This window comes from Pseudomonas sp. LB3P81 (genome assembly GCF_054897965.1).
Map to the genome: position 1 here is coordinate 3,531,761 of NZ_JBUBVG010000001.1, position 19,523 is coordinate 3,551,283.

The following is a 19,523-nucleotide window of genomic DNA, read 5'->3' on the forward strand; positions in this document are numbered from 1 at the left end:
TCGTCCATTGCCAGCGCTAGTCTGTGGCTTTCCGATAGGAGTTTTTTGATGTCCGCGCCATCTGTTTTGATCGCCGGCTGCGGTGATGTCGGCAGTCGTCTGGCCACACAATTGCTCGCTGCAGGGTGGGAGGTTCATGGCCTGCGGCGTGACATCGCACGCCTGCCCAAGGGCGTGATTGGTGTTGCCGGCGACTTGTTCAACAAAGACTGCCCGGAAACCTGGCCGGTGGGTGCGGTGGATTACCTGGTGTATTGCGCGGCCGCCACCGATCACGATGAAGCCGGTTACCGCGCCGCTTATGTCCAGGGCTTGCAGCATGTGCTTGAGTGGCTGGACGACTACGGGCAGGTGCCCAATCGTCTACTGTTCGTTTCCAGCAGTAGCGTTTACGGTCAGCAGGAGGGCGAGTGGGTCGACGAGACTTCGCCGGCCGTGGCGGCTGGTTATTCAGGGCGTGTGATGCTCGAAGCCGAGCAGGTCGCCCTCAATAGCGGCATCCCGGCGAGCATTGTGCGTTTGACCGGCATTTACGGTCCGGGTCGTGAGTGGTTGCTGACCCAGGTGCGCCAGGGTTATCGCGTGGTGGTCGATCCGCCGTTGTATGCCAATCGGATTCATGCCGACGATGCTGCCGGGTTGATGGCGTGCCTGCTTGAGGCGGATCGGCGTGGTGTGGCGCTGGACGATGTCTACATCGGCGTCGATGACGCGCCGGCAGCGCTGGCGGATGTGGTGGGCTGGTTGCGCGAGTATCTGGGCGTGACCGAATGGGCCGACGATGCGAGCGTGCGTCGCACCGGGAGCAAGCGTTGCAGCAATGCGCGGGCGAAGGCGTTGGGCTGGAAGCCGAAGTATCCGAGTTTCCGCGAGGGTTATGCCGCGATTCTTGAAGGCTGCAGCTGACTTCCAGACACCGCAAACCAAAATGTGGGAAGGGCCGGGCGACGTTCGCTTGCTCGCGAAAGCGGTGTAACAGTCAACGATGATGTTGAATGTTATGGCCCCTTCGCGAGCAAGCCCGCTCCCACATGGGTTCTTCTTTGCTGTTAGATCCGGGTTACTGCTTTTCCAGTAACCACTTGCGCTCACCCGGCGTGAACGAAGGCATCTCGTCCGCTTGCGCGGTGTTCACGGCCTGCAGAATCTCCAGCTCCTTGCCCTTGCGCGCAAAGATCCAAGTGTTGCCCTGGCCGTTCTGTTGCAACCACATGTTGTCGTTGCCACTGCTCATCGACGCGCAATCGCCCGCCAGACACAGTGCATAGCGATCCGCCCCCGGCAGGCCGGTCACCTGGCCGTCGGCCTGGAATTGCACGGTGCTGCCTTCACCTGGGCCGCTGACGACTTTCCAGCCGCCGCCCATGTAGGCCGAATACAGTGCGCGTTCGAAGCTCGCGCCAATCGGTGCGCCATCCGGCACCGGGATCAGCGCGCGGTCGAAGACCTGTGCCGGTTCATTGTCGCTGGCGGCCTGGCTCAGTTGCTTGCCGTCACGCTTCAGCTCGCTGGCGGAACTGCCATAGAAATCGACTTTCCAGGCGCCGGACTCTTCGCCCAGCAGCTTGCCTTCGACATTTTCAAAACCGTTGGTGTAGCGGGCCTGAGCGGCCTTGGTGTTGACGTCCCATTCCAGGTTCGGGCCATAGGCCTGGAGCGCTTCACGCAGGGGACCGCCTTTGGACGCAGCGTCAATCGCCACCTGATTGATCCAGGTGCCGCTGATGTCACGGTCGGCAGGGTTGCTGGCACATCCGCCCAAGAGTAGGGCGACCAGCGAGACAGCTAGCGCTTGGCGCATGGTGGAATCCTTTCAAAAACAAGACGGCGTAGCCTGTCAGGGCTACGCCGAACGCATTACTCGATGACCAGAATGGCATCCATTTCAACCTGCGAACCCTTTGGCAGGGCGGCTACGCCGATGGCGGCGCGGGCAGGGTATGGCTGGTCAAAGTACTTGCCCATGATCTCGTTGACCTTGGCGAAGTGGCTCAGGTCGGTGAGGAAGATGTTCAGTTTGACGATGTCCTTGAACGAACCGCCAGCCGCTTCGGCCACGGCTTTCAGGTTTTCGAACACCTGGACGGTCTGGGCTTCGAAGCCTTCAACCAGTTCCATGGTTTTTGGGTCCAGAGGAATCTGGCCCGACATGTAAACGGTGTTGCCAGCCTTGATCGCCTGGGAGTAAGTACCGATGGCAGCCGGGGCCTTGTCGCTGGTGATAACAGTCTTGGTCATGAATGACTCCTTGTAATAGGTGGCTTACGCGCGCATGCGGGTGATGCGAATCACCCCGGTCAGTGCGCGCAGTTTCTTGATTACGCGGGCCAAGTGCACGCGGTCGTGCACGCTGACCACTAGTTGGACCACGCTGATGCGACCATCGCGTTCGTCCATGCTGATTTTTTCGATGTTGCCGTCGGCCGCGTTGACGCTGCTGGCCAGCAGGGCGATCAGGCCGCGCTGATGTTCAAGCTCCACACGCAACTCGACGTTGAATTCGCCGGTGACGTCCTTGGCCCATGAGAGCTGGATGCATTTTTCCGGGTTGTGGCGGATTTCGCTGATGTTGCGGCAGTTGTCCAGGTGCACGACCATGCCTTTACCTGCGGACAGGTGACCGACAATCGGGTCGCCCGGGATCGGCGTGCAGCATTTGGCGTAACTGAGCACCAGACCTTCGGTGCCGCGAATCGCCAGCGGACCTTCCGCACTCGGCAACTGCTCGCCTTCACCAAGCAGGCGACGGGCGACCACGTAAGCCATGCGATTGCCCAGGCCGATGTCTTCGAGCAGGTCTTCGATCAGTTCGAGGCGGTACTCGGTGAGCATCGCCTTGACGCGCTCGGCCGGGACTTTGTCCAGAGCGCTGTCGAAACCGTTGAGGACCTTGTTCAGCAGGCGTTCGCCGAGGCTGATGGACTCGGAGCGACGTTGCAGCTTCAGCGCATGGCGGATGTGGGTCCGCGCCTTGCCGGTGACCACGAAGTTGAGCCAGGCCGGGTTCGGCCGCGCGCCGGGTGCGCTGACGATCTCGACCGTGGAGCCGCTTTGCAGCGGTTCGGACAGCGGTGCGAGACGACGATTGATCCGACAGGCAATGCAGCTGTTGCCCACGTCGGTGTGCACCGCGTAAGCGAAGTCGACCGCCGTGGAGCCTTTGGGCAACTCCATGATCCGGCCTTTGGGCGTGAACACGTAGACCTCGTCCGGGAACAGGTCGATCTTCACGCTTTCGATGAATTCCAGCGAGTTGCCGGCGCGTTGCTGCATTTCCAGCACGCCTTTGACCCACTGGCGGGCGCGGGCGTGAGTGCCTTTGGGCTGCTCGTCGCCGCTGGATTTGTACAGCCAATGGGCGGCGATGCCGTTGTTGGCCATCTCTTCCATTTCACGGGTGCGGATCTGGATCTCGATCGGAACACCGTGCATGCCGAACAGCGTGGTGTGCAGCGACTGATAGCCGTTGGCCTTGGGGATCGCGATGTAATCCTTGAAGCGCCCCGGCAACGGTTTGTACAAATTATGTACAGCACCCAGCACGCGGTAGCAGGTATCGACCTTGTCGACGATGATCCGGAACGCGTAGACGTCCATGATCTCGTTGAAGGCCCGACGCTTGCCGCGCATTTTCTTGTAGATGCCGTAGAGGTGTTTCTGACGACCGCTGACCTCGCCCTGAATGCCGTCGATGGCCAGGCAGTGGCTGAGGGATTCTTCGATCTTGTTGACGATTTCCTTGCGATTGCCCCGGGCGCGCTTGACCGCTTGGTTGATCCGCGCGGAACGCATCGGGTGCATGGCCTTGAAGCCGAGGTCTTCGAATTCTATGCGGATGGCGTGCATGCCCAGCCGGTTGGCGATGGGCGCATAGATTTCCAAGGTTTCCTTGGCGATCCGCCGGCGTTTTTCGCCTGACAGGACTTCCAGCGTGCGCATGTTGTGCAGGCGGTCGGCGAGCTTGACCAGGATCACGCGAATGTCGCGCGCCATGGCCATGGCCATTTTCTGGAAGTTTTCGGCTTGTGCTTCGGCCTTGGTCTCGAAGTTCATCTGGGTCAGTTTGCTGACCCCGTCGACCAGTTCGGCCACGGTTTCGCCGAACTGCGCTTGCAGCGCTTCCTTGGCAATACCGGTGTCTTCGATCACGTCATGCAGCATCGCAGCCATCAAGCTCTGATGGTCCATGTGCATGTCGGCAAGAATGTTCGCCACGGCAAGAGGATGCGTGACGTACGCCTCACCGCTGCGGCGGCGTTGGCCGTCGTGGGCTTGTTCGGCGTAGAAGTACGCTCGGCGGACCAGATTGACCTGGTCCTTGCCGAGGTAGGCCGATAAGCGATCGGCGAGGGCGTCTATGCTCGGCATGATAACTCCTGCCGTTCGCTGTGACCCCGCGCCGTGCTACGTCGACCAGGCATAGGCTTAGACGGCCTCGTTGGACTCGTCCTCGAACGCTGCGAACAGCGGTTCGTCTTCGACGATTTCAGCGTTGGCGATGAACTCGTAGCTCATCAGGCCTTCGGCGATTTCACGCAGGGCTACAACGGTAGGCTTGTCGTTTTCCCACTGAACCAGGGGCTCTTTGCCGCCGGTGGCCAGTTGACGGGCACGCTTGGTGGACAGCATGACCAGCTCAAAACGGTTTTCCACGTGGTTCAGGCAGTCTTCAACGGTTACGCGGGCCATGGTATTCCTCGGAGCGAATGCAATATGCGCGCTGCCCGGGTGGGCGAGCGGACTCAACAGTTTAAAAAATCACCAGCGATTAGGGAAGCGCTGATTTTTTGACCAAGCCCTTCAACGCGCTGCAAGTGCCAATGTAAAGCCCTTGCAGCGGTTTTGGAAAGAGCTGTTTAGCCGAGCAATTCAGCCAAAAGTTTGCCGTGACGCTGTTGCTGGCGCTTCTGATGCAGCTGATTGGCGCGGAAAATCGCCTGCAAATCGCGCAGTGCATGGGCGAAATCGTCGTTGATGATCAGGTAGTCATAGTCGACGTAGTGGCTCATCTCGCTGACGGCCTCACGCATCCGGCCATCAATGATCTCGTCGCTGTCCTGGCCGCGATTGGTCAGGCGCTGGTGCAAGGCCTGCAGGGACGGTGGCAGAATGAAGATCGAGCGGGCTTGGGGCATCAACTTGCGTACCTGCTCTGCACCCTGCCAGTCGATTTCCAGAATCAGGTCGTGGCCTTCGTCCAGGGTCTGCTGCAGGTGGCTTTGCGACGTGCCGTAGAGGTTGCCGAACACTTCGGCGCGCTCGAGGAAATCCCCATGCTCGATCATCTTCACGAACTCGCCGCGTTCGACGAAGTGATAGTTCACGCCGTTCACTTCACCGGGGCGCATGGCGCGAGTGGTGTGGGAGACCGAGACGCGGATCTCCTGATCAGCGTCGGTCAGGGCCTTGACCAGGCTGCTCTTGCCCGCGCCCGAAGGGGCGGAAATGATGTACAGGGTGCCGGTGCTGTGGGTCATGTCGGGTTTGCCTTACTCAATATTCTGCACTTGTTCGCGCATCTGCTCGATCAACACTTTGAGGTTGACCGCCGCCTGGGTGCTGCGCGGGTCGAAGGCTTTGGAGCCCAGTGTGTTGGCTTCGCGGTTGAGTTCCTGCATCAGGAAGTCCAGGCGCCGACCGGCAGCGCCGCCGGACTTGAGCACCCGGCGAACTTCGATGATGTGAGTGCTCAGGCGATCCAGCTCTTCGGCGACGTCGCTTTTTTGCGCGAGCATGACCATTTCCTGTTCCAGGCGCTGCGGGTCCATCTCGGCTTTCATGTCGGCGAAGCGGTCGAGGACTTTCTGGCGCTGGGTGGCAAGCATCTGCGGGACCAGTTCACGCAGGGTCACCACGTCTTCTTCAATGGAGGTCAGGCGATCATTGATCAGTCGCGCCAGCTCCGCGCCTTCACGCTCGCGACCGGCCTTGAGTTCCTTCAGGCCTTCGTTGAACAGCGCCAGTGCTTCGGCATTCAAGGCTTGCGGGTCGGTGGCATCGCCCACCAGAACGCCGGGCCAGGCCAACACTTCCAGCGGGTTCAGCGCGGCCGGGTTCTTGATCAGGCCGGCGATGGTCTCGGCAGCAGCGACCAATTGCGCGGCGCGCTCGCGATCCACTTGCAGAGGCTTATCGGTGTTTTCTTCGGTGAAGCGCAGGGTGCATTCGAGCTTGCCCCGGGAGATGCCCTGACGCAGCGCTTCGCGAACTGCGCCTTCGAGATCGCGAAACGACTCCGGCAGGCGCAAGTGCGGTTCCAGGTAGCGGCTGTTGACCGAGCGCAATTCCCAGCTCAGGGTGCCTTGGGCGCCGGCTTTTTCGACGCGGGCGAAGGCGGTCATGCTGTGCACCATGGAGGTACCTCGCAATTCAGGTTTGCATTACCAAAGGTTTCGCGAACCCGATATCTGTGAATTAAAGCCGACAGGCAGCAAAGGCGCAGGATTGTAGCGCAACGGGACGGATGCGCCCAAACACACGGTGTGACAAAGGGCTGCAGGCCGTCGGTTAAGCGCTGTTCTAAGCTCAAGCCAGGGCCTTCAATCGTCGGGCGGATTTTTTAGAAGTGCCCAGGCTCGGCGCGCGGCTCTATAATGCTCGGCAGTTTTCCGTCCCCCGTACAGGTATTCCCTATGAAACGTCCAAGTGGTCGCGCTGCCGATCAGCTCCGCTCGATCCGCATTACCCGCAACTACACCAAACACGCCGAGGGATCTGTACTGGTCGAGTTCGGTGATACCAAAGTCATCTGCACCGTCAGCGTCGAAAACGGCGTGCCGCGTTTCCTCAAAGGTCAGGGCCAAGGCTGGTTGACCGCCGAATACGGCATGCTGCCGCGCGCCACCGGCGAGCGTAACCAGCGTGAAGCGAGCCGCGGCAAGCAAGGTGGCCGGACCCTGGAAATCCAGCGTCTGATCGGTCGTTCCCTGCGCGCTTCGCTGGACATGTCCAAGCTGGGCGACGTCACCCTGTACGTCGACTGCGATGTGATCCAGGCTGATGGCGGCACCCGCACTGCGTCCATCACCGGCGCCATGGTTGCATTGGTCGACGCCTTGAAAGTGATCAAGAAGCGCGGTGGCCTGAAAGGCGGCGACCCGCTCAAGCAAATGATCGCGGCCGTTTCGGTTGGCATGTATCAGGGTGAACCAGTGCTCGACCTCGACTACCTGGAAGACTCGGCTGCCGAGACCGACCTGAACGTGGTGATGACCAGCACCGGCGGCTTCATCGAAGTCCAGGGCACTGCCGAAGGCGCGCCGTTCCAGCCTGAAGAGCTGACCGCCATGCTTGAATTGGCGAAGAAAGGCATGACCGAGATTTTCGAACTGCAAAAGGCTGCACTGGCCGACTGATCGCACCCGCTCCAGACAAGGAGGACGTTATGAGTGACGAGCAAGAGCTGCTTCCCACCCCGAGCAAAGAGGTTCGGCAGTGGGCAATGTTTTGTCACCTGTCCGCCTTGCTGGGGATCTGGATTCCGTTCGGTACGCTGATCGGCCCGCTGATTCTCTGGCAGATGAAGCGCGAGATGGACCCGTTTGTGGATGCGCAGGGCAAGGAAGCGCTGAATTTTCAGATCACCGTCGCCATTGCTTCCGCCATCTGCTTCCTGCTGATGGTGGTGATCATCGGGTTTTTCCTGTTTGGTCTGGTGGCGATTGGTGCGCTGGTGCTGACGATCATCGCTGGGGTGAAAGCCAATGAAGGGGTGCCGTATCGGTATCCGTTCACATGGCGGTTGATCAAATAACGATCAGCGCTGGATTCCCTGGTGGGAGCGACAGCTGTGTGAAAATGCAGTTCGCCACGCTTTAAAAACAAATGCCCTGACTTGTCGGGGCATTTGTTTTTTTGAAATTGGATTAACTTCCCCAACGTTGCCATTAGCAATAATCACCTGCCGTCGGTATTTGCGGCGCACTATCGCTCTTACACTTCTAGTCACAACTGCTTCGCCTCAGTACTGCCTATGTGCTTGGCAATGAGACTTCGTGGTTGATAAAGTTGCCCCAAGTAATATTCCTTCAGAAATATTTCGATATATTCAGACCATTGAAGGTCCTTGAATTTAAAGCAAATCAGTGTTGAGAAGATCAACCTGTTCAAGAGGCGTGTCCAGGTAAAAAGTTCGCCCCTGAATATATATCAAAGAATTATCCAAATGCTTCAGCTCGATTTTTATGGAACACTTGTGGCCGCCTCTTTAGTACTGTTGCTGGGGCGCGGACTAGTCACACGAATCGGTTTTTTACGCAGCTACAATATTCCTGAGCCTGTAGCAGGCGGCCTGGTGGTTGCTCTGCTTCTCCTGGTTTTGCGGGGCCTTGATATTGAAGTCCGATTTGACACCTCTCTGCAGACTCCCTTGATGCTGGCGTTTTTTGCCACCATTGGCTTGAGTGCGGACTTCGCCAGTCTGAAGAAAGGCGGGCGCGTAGTGGGGGTTTTTCTCCTGGCAGTCATCGGGCTTCTGGTGGTGCAGAATGCCATGGGCATCGGGCTCGCAAAGGCCTTGGGGCTCGATCCGTTGATGGGCTTGTTGACGGGCTCGATTACGTTGTCTGGCGGTCATGGTACAGGTGCTGCCTGGGGAGCGACGTTCAGTGAGAAGTTCGGTCTGGCGTCCGCCTCTGAGCTTGCCATGGCCTCTGCGACGTTTGGATTGGTGCTGGGCGGGTTGATTGGTGGTCCGGTCGCTCGCCTGCTCATCAAACGTGTTCAGACACCCGGCTGCGAGCAAGATAAGCCGCGGCTGCCAAAGGGCTTCGAGCAGCCAAACAAAGAGCGTGCGATCACACCATTTTCGTTTATCGAGACACTCGCTCTAATCGCTGTCAGCTTGATGGCAGGCTCTCTTCTGAATGGCCTGCTTCACGGAACCGCATTTGAGTTGCCGACGTTCGTTTGCGTCTTGTTCGTGGGTGTGATTTTACGGAACGGGCTTTCAGCGCTTGGCTTGTATCAGGTGTTTGAGCGTGAAGTTTCCGTGTTGGGGAATGTCAGCTTATCGCTGTTTCTGGCGATCGCTCTGATGTCGCTCAAACTGTGGGATCTGGCAGCACTGGCTTTACCGATCTTTATCATCTTGGCTGCGCAAGCGTTGGTCATGGCACTGTTTGCGATTTTCGTGACATTCAGAATGATGGGCAGCAACTACGATGCGGCAGTTCTGGCGGCAGGGCACTGTGGTTTTGGACTGGGTGCAACGCCAACTGCCATCGCTAACATGCAAGCGGTGACGCAACGTTACGGACCTTCGCAGATAGCGTTTCTAGTGGTGCCGATGGTGGGTGCTTTCTTCATCGACATCATTAATGTCATCGTGATCAAGTTGTACCTGGCGCTGCCGTTATTCGCCGCTGTTTGAAGGTATGACGCATAAAAAATGCCCGTATCTTTCGATACGGGCATTTTCGTCAACCGGTCAGCTAGATGGTCAGCGTCCAGTCGTAGTCCACGATCAGCGGCGCATGCTGCGAGAACCGTGGCTGACGTGGCAGGCGCGCGCTGCGTACGAAGCGGCGCAGGCCCGGGGTCAGTATCTGGTAATCGAAGCGCCAGCCGAGGTTGAGCATCTCAGCCTGTTCGTTGTCTGGCCACCAGCTGTACTGATCACCCTCACGGCTGACTTCGCGCAGGGCATCGACGTAGCCCATGTTGCCGACAATCTCGTCCATCCAGGCGCGTTCAGGTGCCAGGAAGCCCGGGGATTGCTGGCTGTCGCGCCAGTTCTTGATATCCAGCTTTTGTTGCGCCACGTACAGCGAGCCACAGTAAATGTACTCGCGACGTTTGCGCCGCTGTTTATCCAGATAACGGGCGAAGTCGTCCATTAGCTTGAACTTCTGGTTCAAGTCTTCATCGCCGTTCTGCCCCGAAGGGAGCAGCAAGGTCGCGATGCTGACCTTGTCGAAATCGGCTTGCAGGTAGCGCCCGTAGCGGTCGGCCGTCTCGAAGCCGAGACCGCTGATGACTGCCTTCGGTTGCAACCGCGAGTACAAAGCCACGCCACCCTGGGCGGGAACTTCGGCTTCGCAGGCATAAAGGAAGTAGCCATCCAGTTGGAAGGCTGGATCGTCCAGTTCAAAGGCGGAGGCGCGGGTGTCCTGCAGGCAGATGACGTCGGCATTCTGTGCTTGCAGCCAACTGAGCAAACCTCGCTCCACTGCAGCCTGAATACCATTGACGTTCACACTGATGATCCGCATAAATGGCCCCAAAAATCGCGTGCGTGTATGATACACGGCGTCAACCTAATTAGCTAAATCCGTGGTATTTGGGGTTTTTTTCATGCAAGCGTATCAGCGCGATTTCATTCGTTTTGCCATCGATCGCGGCGTTTTGCGCTTCGGTGAGTTCACCCTGAAGTCCGGACGCACCAGTCCTTACTTCTTCAATGCCGGCCTCTTCAACTCCGGTTCGGCACTTGCGCAACTGGGTCGTTTCTACGCGGCAGCCATCGTCGAGAGCGGCATCCCGTTCGACGTCTTGTTTGGCCCGGCGTACAAAGGCATCCCGTTGGCGGCAACCACTGCGGTGGCCCTGGCTGAACATCACAACCGTGATCTGCCATGGTGCTTCAACCGCAAGGAGGCCAAGGCCCACGGCGAAGGCGGCAGCCTGGTCGGTGCGCCATTGACCGGCGATGTGCTGATCATCGACGACGTGATAACTGCTGGCACCGCGATTCGCGAAGTGATGCAGATTATCGCTTCGCAGGACGGCGCCAAGGCGGCGGGCGTGCTGATCGCCCTGAACCGACAGGAGCGTGGCAATGGCGAGTTGTCGGCGATTCAGGAAGTGGAGCGTGACTTTGGTATTCCGGTGATCAGCATTGTTTCGCTGAATCAGGTGCTCGAGTTCCTGGCGGATGATCCGCAGCTCAAGCAGCATCTTCCAGCCGTTGAAGCCTACCGCGCCCAATTCGGCGTCTGACACTAATCCCTGCGGGCTTGTGTGGCGAGGGAGCTTGCTCCCGCTGGGCTGCGTAGCAGACCCAAGAATTTTGTGAGTGCTCCGCACTCAAGCGGGAGCAAGCTCCCTCGCCACAAAAAATGATTTACCACAGGGATCGTAGGCGAAAAAAGACCCCGCTCAGCCAGGCTGAGCGGGGTCTTTTTGTATGCGCTATCGCTTAAGGACGCTTGCGATTGCTGATCAACGTACCCACACCGGTGTCAGTGAAGATCTCCAGCAGAATCGCATTCGGAACCCGACCATCAATGATCAACGAACTGCCCACGCCGCCCTGAACCGCTTCCAGCGCGCAACGGATCTTCGGCAGCATGCCGCCGTAGATGGTGCCGTCGGCGATCAGATCGTCCACTTGCTGAGTAGTCAGCCCCGTCAGGACGGTGCCCGACTTGTCCATTAGCCCGGCAATGTTGGTCAGCAACATCAGCTTTTCAGCCTTCAGCGCTTCGGCCACTTTACCGGCCACCAGGTCAGCATTGATGTTGTACGACTCACCATTGGCACCGACGCCAATCGGCGCGATCACCGGAATGAAGTCACCTTTGACCAGCAGGTTCAGCAGGTCGGTGTTGATCCCGACCACTTCGCCCACCTGGCCGATGTCGATGATTTCCGGTTGGGTCATCTCCGGCGTCTGGCGGGTCACGGTGAGCTTTTTCGCACGAATCAGCTCGGCGTCTTTACCGGTCAGGCCGATGGCGCTACCGCCATGACGGTTGATCAGGTTGACGATGTCCTTGTTGACCTGGCCACCGAGGACCATTTCCACCACGTCCATGGTCTGCGCGTCGGTCACGCGCATGCCATCGATGAAGTGGCTCTCGATCGACAGACGCTTGAGCAGGTCGCCGATTTGCGGGCCGCCGCCGTGAACCACCACCGGGTTAATCCCGACGGCTTTCATCAGCACGATGTCGCGGGCGAAGCCGGTTTTCAGCTCCTCGCTTTCCATCGCGTTGCCGCCGTATTTGATCACCAGCGTCTTGCCGACATAGCGGCGAATGTAAGGCAGCGCTTCGGACAGGACCTTGGCGGTGTTGGCGGCGGCTTCGCGTTCGAGGATCATTCAGGGCTCCGGGTGAATCAGAACGGTAGTTGGAGATCAGGTGCAACACGTTTCAACTGGACATGGAAGACGTCCTTGATGCGCTGCAATTCAGCCTCGTCATCGGCCTCGAAGCGCAGCACCAGCACCGGTGTGGTGTTGGAGGCGCGAACCAGGCCCCAGCCTTTGGCGTAGTCGACTCGCACGCCGTCGATGGTGGTCAGGTCGGCGCCTTCGCCCCACTTCGCGTCGTGCAGTGCATCAATGATGCTGAATTTGCTCTCTTCGGTCACATGGATATTGATTTCCGGCGTAGAAATATCGTTCGGGAAGGTCGCAAACAGCTCTTCCGCGGTGGATTTTTCCTTGCTGAGGATCTCCAGCAGCCGTGCGGCACTGTAAATGCCGTCGTCGAAACCGAACCAGCGTTCCTTGAAGAAGATGTGCCCGCTCATTTCGCCGGCCAACAAGGCGCCGGTCAGTTTCATTTTCTTTTTGATCAGCGAGTGACCGGTCTTCCACATTAGCGGACGACCGCCGTATTCCTTGATCAGCGGCGTCAGGCGGCGGGTGCATTTGACGTCGAAGATGATTTCCGCGTCCGGGTTGCGCGCCACCACGTCACGGGCGAACAGCATCAGCAGACGGTCCGGGTAGACGATGCTGCCGGTATTGGTCACCACGCCAACGCGGTCGCCGTCACCGTCGAAGGCCAGGCCGATGTCGGCGTTGGTTTCCTTGACCTTGGCGATCAGGTCGACCAGGTTTTCAGGCTTGCCCGGGTCCGGGTGGTGGTTCGGGAAGTTGCCGTCCACCTCGCAGAACAACGGGATGACTTCGCAGTTCAGCGCTTCGATCAGTTGCGGGGCAATCACGCCGGCCGCGCCGTTGCCGCAGTCGACCACGACTTTGAGGCGGCGAGCGAGTTTGATGTCCTCGACGATTTCAGTGTTGTAACGGTCGAGAATTTCTACTTTGGTGATGCTGCCCTTGCCGCTGCTCAGGTTGTTGGTCTTGAGGCGGTCGTGCAGGGCCTGGATCTGTTCGTTGGCCAAAGTATCGCCAGCGATGACGATCTTGAAGCCGTTGTAGTTCGACGGGTTGTGGCTGCCGGTGAGCATCACGCCCGATTTGCCGGCCAGCACATTGGCGGCGTAGTACAGCGCCGGCGTTGGCACCAGGCCCACGTCACTGACGTGGCAACCGGCGTCGGCCAGGCCTTTGATCAGTTGTTCGACCAGTTCCGGACCGGACAGGCGGCCGTCACGGCCAACGGAAACGTTCGGTTCGTCCTGGGCCAGGCTTTGGGCGCCGATGGCGCGACCTAGCCAGTAAGCGGTTTCAGCGTTCAGGAATTCCGGGACGGTGCCGCGAATGTCGTAGGCGCGGAAAATGCTGTCGGGGAACTTGGGTGCGACTTGGGCTGGCGTGCTCATCTGTGGGAATGCTCCATCTCGAAAAGTGGCTGGACTTGTGCGCGAAGAACGCTTCGGCGGGTTCGAACTGAAGGGTATGACGGCGTTTTCCGCAGAGAGTTCGTGGTGCGAAAAGGCCATGACACCGATTTCAGTTAGCATTTGTCGGGCCAATGCCTTGGTTTCCAGTGTTAAACCTTCCAGATGACGGCTGTGCAACTTCAGCATCCAGCGCACCTGTGGCGAGGGAGCTTGTCGGATCGCCGCACCGTCCCGCTTGAGTGCGGAGCACTCACAAAATCGGCAATGACTTACAGAGTTTTGGGGCCGCTACGCAGCCCAACGCGAGCAAGCTCGCTCGCCACAGAGTGGATCTATCGGATCAATGGCTGCCGGAATGCCCGAAACCACCTGCGCCGCGCTCGGTTTCAACGAACTCTTCGACCATTTCGAAATGCGCTTGAACGACCGGCACCAGCACCAGTTGCGCCAGACGCTCGCCAACGACCATGTTGAAGTCAGTTTGGCCACGGTTCCAGCACGAAACCATCAACGGACCCTGGTAATCGGAGTCGATCAAACCGACCAGATTGCCCAGCACGATGCCGTGCTTATGGCCCAGGCCCGAGCGCGGCAGAATCAGCGCCGCCAAGCCTGGATCGCCAATGTAAACGGACAGGCCGGTCGGGATCAGCACGGTTTCACCCGGCTTGATCACGGTGTCTTTTTCCAGCATGGCGCGCAGGTCGAGGCCGGCGGAGCCTTTCGTGGCGTACTGCGGCAGCGGGAATTCAGTACCGATGCGGGGGTCGAGGATCTTGGCTTGCAAAGCGTGCATGTAAATTAAACCTGGTTCAGACGTTCGGCGATAAAAGTGATCAGCTGGCGAGCGATTTTGCTCTTGCTGGTCTGGGCGAAAAGTGTGGCGTGTAGCTCACGGTCGATCACGCTGCAGGCGTTTTCTTCGCTGTTGAAGCCAATACTCGGGTTGGCGACGTCATTGGCGACGATCAAATCGAGGTTCTTGTCTTTCAACTTGCGTGCAGCGTAGTCGAGCAGGTGTTCGGTTTCGGCAGCGAAGCCGACACTGAATGGGCGATCGGGGCGGGTGGCAATGGTGGCCAGAATGTCTGGGTTGCGTACCATTTGTAGTAACAAGCCGTCGCCGTTCGTAGGGTCTTTCTTGAGTTTCTGTGGGGCGACGACTTCCGGGCGGTAGTCCGCCACCGCTGCGGAAGCGATGAACAGGTCGCAGGGGATCGCGGCTTCACAGGCGGCGAGCATGTCGCGGGCGCTGACCACGTCGATGCGGGTAACGCGATCCGGGGTTGGCAGGTGCACCGGGCCGGTGATCAGGGTTACGCGGGCGCCTGCTTCAACGGCGGCTTCGGCCAGGGCAAAGCCCATTTTCCCGGAGCTGTGGTTGGTGATGTAGCGCACCGGGTCGATGTTTTCCTGGGTCGGGCCGGCAGTGATCAGCACGTGTTTGCCGGTCAGCGCCTGACGCTGGAAGCAGTCCGCCGCGCATTGAGCGAGTTCGACGGCTTCGAGCATGCGGCCCAGGCCGACATCGCCACAGGCCTGGCTGCCGGAGGCGGGGCCGAAGGCTTTGATGTTGCGGCTTTCAAGGGTTTGCAGGTTGGCCTGGGTCGCCGGATCGCGCCACATGGCCTGGTTCATTGCCGGGGCCACGGCGACTACGGCGTCGGTGGCCAGCACCAGCGTGGTCAGCAGGTCGTCGGCAATGCCTTGGGCCAGACGCGCTATCAGGTCCGCGGTGGCGGGGGCGATCAGCACCATGTCGGCCCACTTGGCCAGTTCGATGTGGCCCATCGCGGCTTCGGCCGCCGGGTCCAGCAGGTCCAGATGAACCGGATGCCCGGACAAGGCCTGCATGGTCAGCGGAGTGATGAACTCGCTGCCGCCACTGGTCATGACCACGCGCACTTCAGCGCCCTGGTCGATCAGGCGGCGAACCAGATCGGCGCTCTTGTAGGCAGCAATGCCGCCGCCGACGCCCAGAACGATGCGTTTCCGATACAGCCGCTGCATAGGTCTGCCTTTCGTTTCGTTGATGACTGCGTGGCGATACCCCCTCCCCAGGAGTGAAATCGCTCGCAAAAAAGATGGGCTACGATATCACAGCGACCGCTACGGAACAGCGGCGCCCACAGACCAGGGAGGTGTTATGAGTATTCGTGATTGGCCGGCGGCCGAGCGGCCGCGGGAGAGGTTACTGGAGTTGGGTTCGGCGAGCCTGTCGGACGCTGAGCTGCTGGCGATTTTTCTACGGACCGGTGTATCCGGCAAAAGCGCGGTGGATCTGGCGCGACATTTGTTGAGTCAATTTGGCAGCCTGCGTTCGCTGATGGAGGCTGATCAACAAACGTTCAGCAAACAGTTAGGGCTCGGCCCAGCGAAATTCGCTCAATTGCAGGCGATTCTGGAAATGGGCCGGCGGCATCTGGCCGAGCGCGCGCGTCAGAAGCCGGCGCTGGAAAATCCGCAGGTCGTTCGTGATTATCTGAAGTCGATGCTGCGGCACGAGCCTCATGAGGTGTTTGGCTGTCTGTTTCTGGATTCCAAGCATCAAGTGCTGACGTTTGAAGCGTTGTTTCGCGGTTCTATCGACAGCACGAGCGTTCATCCAAGGCAGGTGGTCAAGCGCGCCCTTGCTCACAACGCTGCTGCGGTGATCCTCTGCCACAATCATCCGTCGGGCAACACCAACCCCAGTCAAGCGGACCGAAAGCTGACCAAGCGCCTGCAAGATGCGCTGGACCTGATCGATGTGCGGGTGCTCGACCATTTCATCATTGGTGACGGCGATCCGCTGTCGATGGCTGAGTATGGGTGGATGTGAGCGGGTAAATACGATACCCATGTGGGAGCGGGCTTGCTCGCGAAGGCGTCGTGTCAGTCAATATTTATGTCGCCTGACACACCGCTTTCGCGAGCAAGCCCGCTCCCACAGGGTTTTGTGGTGTGGTTATTACTTGAGGCTGACCCTGGAGTAATCCTGACGGCCAAACGGGCTGACCGAATACCCCTCGACTTCCTTGCGCATCAGCGCGAAGGCCGTCGGGTGAGCCAGCGGCAACCACAGCGCCTGCTGTTGGATCTGCGTCTGAGCCTGCTCATAAAGCTTGGTGCGCACGCCTTGCTCGGAAGTGGTCTTACCGGCGCTGATCAGCTTGTCCAGGTCCTGGTTGCAGTAACGGGCGAAGTTGGTGCCGGACTTGACCGCCGCGCAGGAAAACTGCGGTGTGAGGAAGTTGTCGGGATCGCCGTTGTCGCCGGCCCAGCCCATGAACAGCAGGTCGTGTTCACCGGCTTTGGCGCGACGGATTACTTCGCCCCATTCGATCACGCGGATTTCGGCCTGAATGCCGATTTCCGCGAGATCCGACTGCAGCATTTGCGCACCAAGGCTTGGGTTGGGATTCAGCAGGCTGCCGGATGGGCGAGTCCAGATAGTCGTCTGGAAACCATCTTTCAGTCCGGCCTTGGCCATCAATGCCTTGGCTTTCTCAACGTCGTGCGGGTAGCCCGGCAAGCTTTTGGCGTAGCTCCAGGTGTTAGGCGGGTACGGGCCGTCAGCGGACTCGGCGGTGTCTTCGAACACGGCTTTGAGGTAATTGGCCTTGTCGAACGCGAGGTTGATTGCCTGACGCACTTCAGGCTTGTCCAGCGGCGGATGCTGGCTGTTGATGGCGACGAACGCGGTCATGAACGCGTCGGTCTTTTCCACTTTCAGCGTCGGTTCTTTCAGTGCTGCCTGTACGTCCAGCGGCTTGGGCGAGAGGGCGATCTGGCACTCGTTGCGGCGCAGCTTTTGCAGCCGCACGTTGGCGTCCGGGGTGATGGCGAAGATCAGCGGGTCCACCGAAGGCTTGCCACGGAAATAATCCGGGTTGGCCTTGTAACGAATCGAGGCATCTTTCTGGAATCGGGTGAACACGAACGGCCCGCTGCCGATCGGCTGGCTATTGAGCTTCTCCGGGGTGCCGGCCTTCAGCAGTTTGTCGGCGTACTCGGCGGAGTAGATCGAGGCGAAGCCCATGCTCAGCGTCGGCAGGAAGGTCGAGTCCGGGTGATCGAGGGTGAAGCGCACGGTCAGCGGGTCAAGCGCGTCGATCTTCTTTATCAGCGCTGGCAACTGCATCGACTGCGCGTGCGGGAAGCCGCTCTGCGCCACTTTGTGCCAAGGATTTGCCGGATCGAGCATGCGGTCGAAGCTGAATTTCACGTCTTCGGCGGTGAGGTCGCGCGTCGGGCTGAAGTACTCGGTGCGGTGGAATTTCACCTGCGGGTGCAGTTTGAACACGTAGGTCAGGCCGTCGGGCGTGACTTCCCAGCTGTCCGCGAGCCCGGCGACCACTTTGCCGCTGGCCGTCTCGAAGTCCACCAGTCGGTTCATCAGCACGTCGGCCGAGGCGTTGGTGGTGGTCAGCGAGTTGTATTGCACCACGTCGAACCCTTCCGGGCTGGCCTCGGTGCAGACACTCAGAGCGGCAGCATGGGCCAACGGGCTCAGTAGAAGCGGGGCGAGCAACAGCGGTAGGGCAGCGAGGCGCATGGTCGGATTCCTTTACAGATCGAAGGCCCATCTGCAAGTGCAGTCTGGAAAAGGCCTACCCTAGTGGGCTCTTTTGTAAATGACTATCCCCTTTTTCATTTTAAGGGGACTATGTGCGATTGTTTTCGGTGTGTGCTGTCCGAAAAAAACCCTGGATTGGCCGGTTGGCCGATTCTCTGCGACGAGCGGTCTTTATCGACGATAGCCTTTATCCAAGGCGCTCGGAGCCATAAAAACGGGGGTTTTATCAAGTCTGTGCACACGGAATGTTGTTGCTTTCCAGTCTTTCTGGTATAAAGCAGCGCTCTTTTCTAGGGGCCCGGTTCCTTCACTGTAGGTGTAGCCGGTAAGACCTCTAAAGAAACGCGGCGCCTGGCGCCAAATGACTGAGAGATTAAGCGGCCAACCCATGCCGGGTTGGGCATGTGGTTTTAGAGGGCTGAGGCATGTCGAGAGTATGTCAAGTTACCGGTAAGGGTCCGGTGACTGGGAATAACATTTCCCACGCAAACAACAAAACCCGTCGTCGTTTCCTGCCGAACCTGCAGCATCACCGCTTCTGGGTTGAAGAAGAGAAACGTTTCGTGCGTCTGCGCGTATCTGCCAAAGGCATGCGTATCATCGACAAGCGTGGCATCACTGTCGTGCTGGCCGAAATCCGCAAAGCTGGCAAGATCTAAGGGAGCTAATCATGCGTGAATTGATTCGTTTGATTTCGAGCGCCGGTACTGGTCACTTCTACACTACCGACAAGAACAAGCGCACTACCCCGGACAAAATCGAGATCAAGAAATTTGATCCGGTTGTTCGTAAGCACGTGATCTACAAAGAAGGCAAAATCAAGTAATTGATTTTTCCCTCTTACGAAAAAGGCCCGTATCGCGAGATACGGGCCTTTTTTGTTACCTGGCGATTGTGCGTTGCCTTTCAGGGCCCAAACAATAAAAATCCTCAGGCCTTCTTTTCAAACGCCACATAAATCTTGCGGCACGGCTCCAGCACTTCCCAGGTACCTCGGAACCCGGCCGGGATCACGAAGCGATCGCCCGCGCGCACGGTTTTACTGTTGCCGTCGTTGTCGCGCAGCACTGAAACGCCCTGAACAATTTCGCAGTATTCATGTTCGGTGAAGTTCACCAGCCACTGACCGACTGCACCTTCCCACACCCCCGCATTCAACTGGCCGCAAGGACTGTTGTAGTGGTTGTAAACCACTTGCTCGGGGTCGCCCTTCAAGATTTTCGCCTGATCCGGCCTGTAGCGTTCTGGCTCGGTAGTGGCCTGGCTGAAGTCGACGATATTCTGGATGCTCATTGTTGTAATCCCCCGTGATTGCGGCGCGAGTGGCTGGAAAGCTGCTGGAAAGCCCAAAGTCTATGTTTATTAAAATGAACACCGCAAGGCCGTTTACCGACCTTATGTCAAATATATTGAAACAACCCCGGCCACTGGTTTAGGGTGGCGGTTGCCTTGGGCCGAAATGCAGGCTGGCCGGGCAGAATTCCTG

At 58.8% G+C, this 19,523-nt stretch carries 20 protein-coding genes and 1 pseudogene; 8 read left to right on the plus strand and 13 right to left on the minus strand.

The features are described from left to right. Nucleotides 1–48: 48 nt before the first annotated feature. Nucleotides 49–906, plus strand: a complete 858-nt coding sequence (locus ACYZTL_RS16235) for an SDR family oxidoreductase (protein ID WP_461952640.1) — start codon at nt 49–51, stop codon at nt 904–906. Between the two features lie 154 nt (nt 907–1,060). On the opposite strand, the gene ACYZTL_RS16240 is transcribed toward ACYZTL_RS16235, so the two are convergent. The 6 genes from ACYZTL_RS16240 to ACYZTL_RS16265 form a co-directional block, all read right to left on the minus strand. Further along, nucleotides 1,061–1,801, minus strand: coding sequence for a hypothetical protein (locus tag ACYZTL_RS16240; RefSeq protein WP_461952641.1), 741 nt, complete (start codon nt 1,799–1,801; stop codon nt 1,061–1,063). Nucleotides 1,802–1,857: 56 nt separating this feature from the next. Then, entirely contained in the window at nt 1,858–2,238 is a 381-nt protein-coding gene (locus ACYZTL_RS16245) for a RidA family protein (protein ID WP_003229509.1), read from the minus strand. 24 nt (nt 2,239–2,262) lie between these two features. Further along, a complete protein-coding gene (gene spoT / locus ACYZTL_RS16250) occupies nt 2,263–4,368 on the minus strand; it encodes a bifunctional GTP diphosphokinase/guanosine-3',5'-bis pyrophosphate 3'-pyrophosphohydrolase (RefSeq protein ID WP_461952642.1) in 2,106 nt (701 codons plus the stop codon). Between the two features lie 57 nt (nt 4,369–4,425). Further along, the gene (gene rpoZ, locus ACYZTL_RS16255; RefSeq protein ID WP_007894670.1) at nt 4,426–4,689 is read right to left on the minus strand and encodes a DNA-directed RNA polymerase subunit omega; all 264 of its coding nucleotides are present in this window, start codon (nt 4,687–4,689) and stop codon (nt 4,426–4,428) included. A gap of 167 nt (nt 4,690–4,856) precedes the next feature. Then, the gene (gmk, locus tag ACYZTL_RS16260; protein WP_461952643.1) at nt 4,857–5,477 is read right to left on the minus strand and encodes a guanylate kinase; all 621 of its coding nucleotides are present in this window, start codon (nt 5,475–5,477) and stop codon (nt 4,857–4,859) included. Between the two features lie 12 nt (nt 5,478–5,489). Next, nucleotides 5,490–6,353, minus strand: coding sequence for a YicC/YloC family endoribonuclease (locus ACYZTL_RS16265; RefSeq protein WP_008150145.1), 864 nt, complete (start codon nt 6,351–6,353; stop codon nt 5,490–5,492). A gap of 279 nt (nt 6,354–6,632) precedes the next feature. Here ACYZTL_RS16265 and rph point away from each other — a divergent pair, with 279 nt between their 5' ends. The 3 genes from rph to gltS all read left to right on the plus strand — a co-directional run bounded on the left by rph (nt 6,633) and on the right by gltS (nt 9,370). Continuing rightward, nucleotides 6,633–7,355 (plus strand): ribonuclease PH, encoded by a 723-nt coding sequence (gene rph / locus ACYZTL_RS16270; protein ID WP_008030600.1) that lies wholly within the window; start codon nt 6,633–6,635, stop codon nt 7,353–7,355. A 29-nt stretch (nt 7,356–7,384) separates the two neighbouring features. Continuing rightward, a complete protein-coding gene (locus ACYZTL_RS16275; RefSeq protein ID WP_017341486.1) occupies nt 7,385–7,753 on the plus strand; it encodes a DUF4870 domain-containing protein in 369 nt (122 codons plus the stop codon). Between the two features lie 411 nt (nt 7,754–8,164). Then, a complete protein-coding gene (gene gltS / locus ACYZTL_RS16280) occupies nt 8,165–9,370 on the plus strand; it encodes a sodium/glutamate symporter (RefSeq protein WP_461954323.1) in 1,206 nt (401 codons plus the stop codon). A gap of 61 nt (nt 9,371–9,431) precedes the next feature. Here gltS and ACYZTL_RS16285 read toward each other — a convergent pair whose 3' ends face one another. Then, a complete protein-coding gene (locus ACYZTL_RS16285) occupies nt 9,432–10,211 on the minus strand; it encodes an exodeoxyribonuclease III (RefSeq protein ID WP_008030595.1) in 780 nt (259 codons plus the stop codon). 82 nt (nt 10,212–10,293) lie between these two features. On the opposite strand from ACYZTL_RS16285, the gene pyrE reads away from it, so the two are divergent. After that, on the plus strand, nt 10,294–10,938 hold the full coding sequence (gene pyrE, locus ACYZTL_RS16290; protein WP_461952644.1) for an orotate phosphoribosyltransferase: 645 nt from the start codon (nt 10,294–10,296) through the stop codon (nt 10,936–10,938). 199 nt (nt 10,939–11,137) lie between these two features. Here pyrE and argB read toward each other — a convergent pair whose 3' ends face one another. The 4 genes and pseudogenes from argB to coaBC form a co-directional block, all read right to left on the minus strand. After that, the gene (argB, locus tag ACYZTL_RS16295; protein WP_461952645.1) at nt 11,138–12,043 is read right to left on the minus strand and encodes an acetylglutamate kinase; all 906 of its coding nucleotides are present in this window, start codon (nt 12,041–12,043) and stop codon (nt 11,138–11,140) included. A gap of 17 nt (nt 12,044–12,060) precedes the next feature. Then, nucleotides 12,061–13,464: pseudogene (locus ACYZTL_RS16300) on the minus strand (phosphomannomutase/phosphoglucomutase); the annotation flags it as partial. A 355-nt stretch (nt 13,465–13,819) separates the two neighbouring features. Further along, a complete protein-coding gene (dut, locus tag ACYZTL_RS16305; protein WP_461952646.1) occupies nt 13,820–14,275 on the minus strand; it encodes a dUTP diphosphatase in 456 nt (151 codons plus the stop codon). 5 nt (nt 14,276–14,280) lie between these two features. Further along, entirely contained in the window at nt 14,281–15,489 is a 1,209-nt protein-coding gene (coaBC, locus tag ACYZTL_RS16310) for a bifunctional phosphopantothenoylcysteine decarboxylase/phosphopantothenate--cysteine ligase CoaBC (RefSeq protein WP_461952647.1), read from the minus strand. Nucleotides 15,490–15,625: 136 nt separating this feature from the next. On the opposite strand from coaBC, the gene radC reads away from it, so the two are divergent. Beyond that, nucleotides 15,626–16,300 carry a RadC family protein gene (radC, locus tag ACYZTL_RS16315; protein WP_461952648.1) on the plus strand — a complete coding sequence of 225 codons (675 nt, stop codon included), beginning with the start codon at nt 15,626–15,628 and terminating at the stop codon, nt 16,298–16,300. A 129-nt stretch (nt 16,301–16,429) separates the two neighbouring features. On the opposite strand, the gene ACYZTL_RS16320 is transcribed toward radC, so the two are convergent. Then, entirely contained in the window at nt 16,430–18,016 is a 1,587-nt protein-coding gene (locus ACYZTL_RS16320) for an ABC transporter substrate-binding protein (RefSeq protein WP_461952649.1), read from the minus strand. Between the two features lie 446 nt (nt 18,017–18,462). On the opposite strand from ACYZTL_RS16320, the gene rpmB reads away from it, so the two are divergent. Both rpmB and rpmG read left to right on the plus strand, forming a co-directional pair. After that, nucleotides 18,463–18,696 (plus strand): 50S ribosomal protein L28, encoded by a 234-nt coding sequence (gene rpmB, locus ACYZTL_RS16325; RefSeq protein WP_007894701.1) that lies wholly within the window; start codon nt 18,463–18,465, stop codon nt 18,694–18,696. Nucleotides 18,697–18,707: 11 nt separating this feature from the next. Beyond that, complete coding sequence (gene rpmG / locus ACYZTL_RS16330; protein ID WP_007894709.1) at nt 18,708–18,863, plus strand: 50S ribosomal protein L33; 156 nt, start codon at nt 18,708–18,710, stop codon at nt 18,861–18,863. Between the two features lie 104 nt (nt 18,864–18,967). Here rpmG and ACYZTL_RS16335 read toward each other — a convergent pair whose 3' ends face one another. Continuing rightward, the gene (locus ACYZTL_RS16335) at nt 18,968–19,330 is read right to left on the minus strand and encodes a cupin domain-containing protein (protein ID WP_461952650.1); all 363 of its coding nucleotides are present in this window, start codon (nt 19,328–19,330) and stop codon (nt 18,968–18,970) included. Nucleotides 19,331–19,523: the final 193 nt, after the last annotated feature.

What these genes read in the sequence shown, in the direction of transcription:
- ACYZTL_RS16235 (WP_461952640.1), top strand. Translation starts at nt 49, where the DNA reads ATGTCCGCGCCATCTGTTTTGATCGCCGGCTGCGGTGATGTCGGCAGT.
- ACYZTL_RS16240 (WP_461952641.1), bottom strand. Translation starts at nt 1,801, where the DNA reads ATGCGCCAAGCGCTAGCTGTCTCGCTGGTCGCCCTACTCTTGGGCGGA.
- ACYZTL_RS16245 (WP_003229509.1), bottom strand. Translation starts at nt 2,238, where the DNA reads ATGACCAAGACTGTTATCACCAGCGACAAGGCCCCGGCTGCCATCGGT.
- spoT (WP_461952642.1), bottom strand. Translation starts at nt 4,368, where the DNA reads ATGCCGAGCATAGACGCCCTCGCCGATCGCTTATCGGCCTACCTCGGC.
- rpoZ (WP_007894670.1), bottom strand. Translation starts at nt 4,689, where the DNA reads ATGGCCCGCGTAACCGTTGAAGACTGCCTGAACCACGTGGAAAACCGT.
- gmk (WP_461952643.1), bottom strand. Translation starts at nt 5,477, where the DNA reads ATGACCCACAGCACCGGCACCCTGTACATCATTTCCGCCCCTTCGGGC.
- ACYZTL_RS16265 (WP_008150145.1), bottom strand. Translation starts at nt 6,353, where the DNA reads ATGGTGCACAGCATGACCGCCTTCGCCCGCGTCGAAAAAGCCGGCGCC.
- rph (WP_008030600.1), top strand. Translation starts at nt 6,633, where the DNA reads ATGAAACGTCCAAGTGGTCGCGCTGCCGATCAGCTCCGCTCGATCCGC.
- ACYZTL_RS16275 (WP_017341486.1), top strand. Translation starts at nt 7,385, where the DNA reads ATGAGTGACGAGCAAGAGCTGCTTCCCACCCCGAGCAAAGAGGTTCGG.
- gltS (WP_461954323.1), top strand. Translation starts at nt 8,165, where the DNA reads ATGCTTCAGCTCGATTTTTATGGAACACTTGTGGCCGCCTCTTTAGTA.
- ACYZTL_RS16285 (WP_008030595.1), bottom strand. Translation starts at nt 10,211, where the DNA reads ATGCGGATCATCAGTGTGAACGTCAATGGTATTCAGGCTGCAGTGGAG.
- pyrE (WP_461952644.1), top strand. Translation starts at nt 10,294, where the DNA reads ATGCAAGCGTATCAGCGCGATTTCATTCGTTTTGCCATCGATCGCGGC.
- argB (WP_461952645.1), bottom strand. Translation starts at nt 12,043, where the DNA reads ATGATCCTCGAACGCGAAGCCGCCGCCAACACCGCCAAGGTCCTGTCC.
- dut (WP_461952646.1), bottom strand. Translation starts at nt 14,275, where the DNA reads ATGCACGCTTTGCAAGCCAAGATCCTCGACCCCCGCATCGGTACTGAA.
- coaBC (WP_461952647.1), bottom strand. Translation starts at nt 15,489, where the DNA reads ATGCAGCGGCTGTATCGGAAACGCATCGTTCTGGGCGTCGGCGGCGGC.
- radC (WP_461952648.1), top strand. Translation starts at nt 15,626, where the DNA reads ATGAGTATTCGTGATTGGCCGGCGGCCGAGCGGCCGCGGGAGAGGTTA.
- ACYZTL_RS16320 (WP_461952649.1), bottom strand. Translation starts at nt 18,016, where the DNA reads ATGCGCCTCGCTGCCCTACCGCTGTTGCTCGCCCCGCTTCTACTGAGC.
- rpmB (WP_007894701.1), top strand. Translation starts at nt 18,463, where the DNA reads ATGTCGAGAGTATGTCAAGTTACCGGTAAGGGTCCGGTGACTGGGAAT.
- rpmG (WP_007894709.1), top strand. Translation starts at nt 18,708, where the DNA reads ATGCGTGAATTGATTCGTTTGATTTCGAGCGCCGGTACTGGTCACTTC.
- ACYZTL_RS16335 (WP_461952650.1), bottom strand. Translation starts at nt 19,330, where the DNA reads ATGAGCATCCAGAATATCGTCGACTTCAGCCAGGCCACTACCGAGCCA.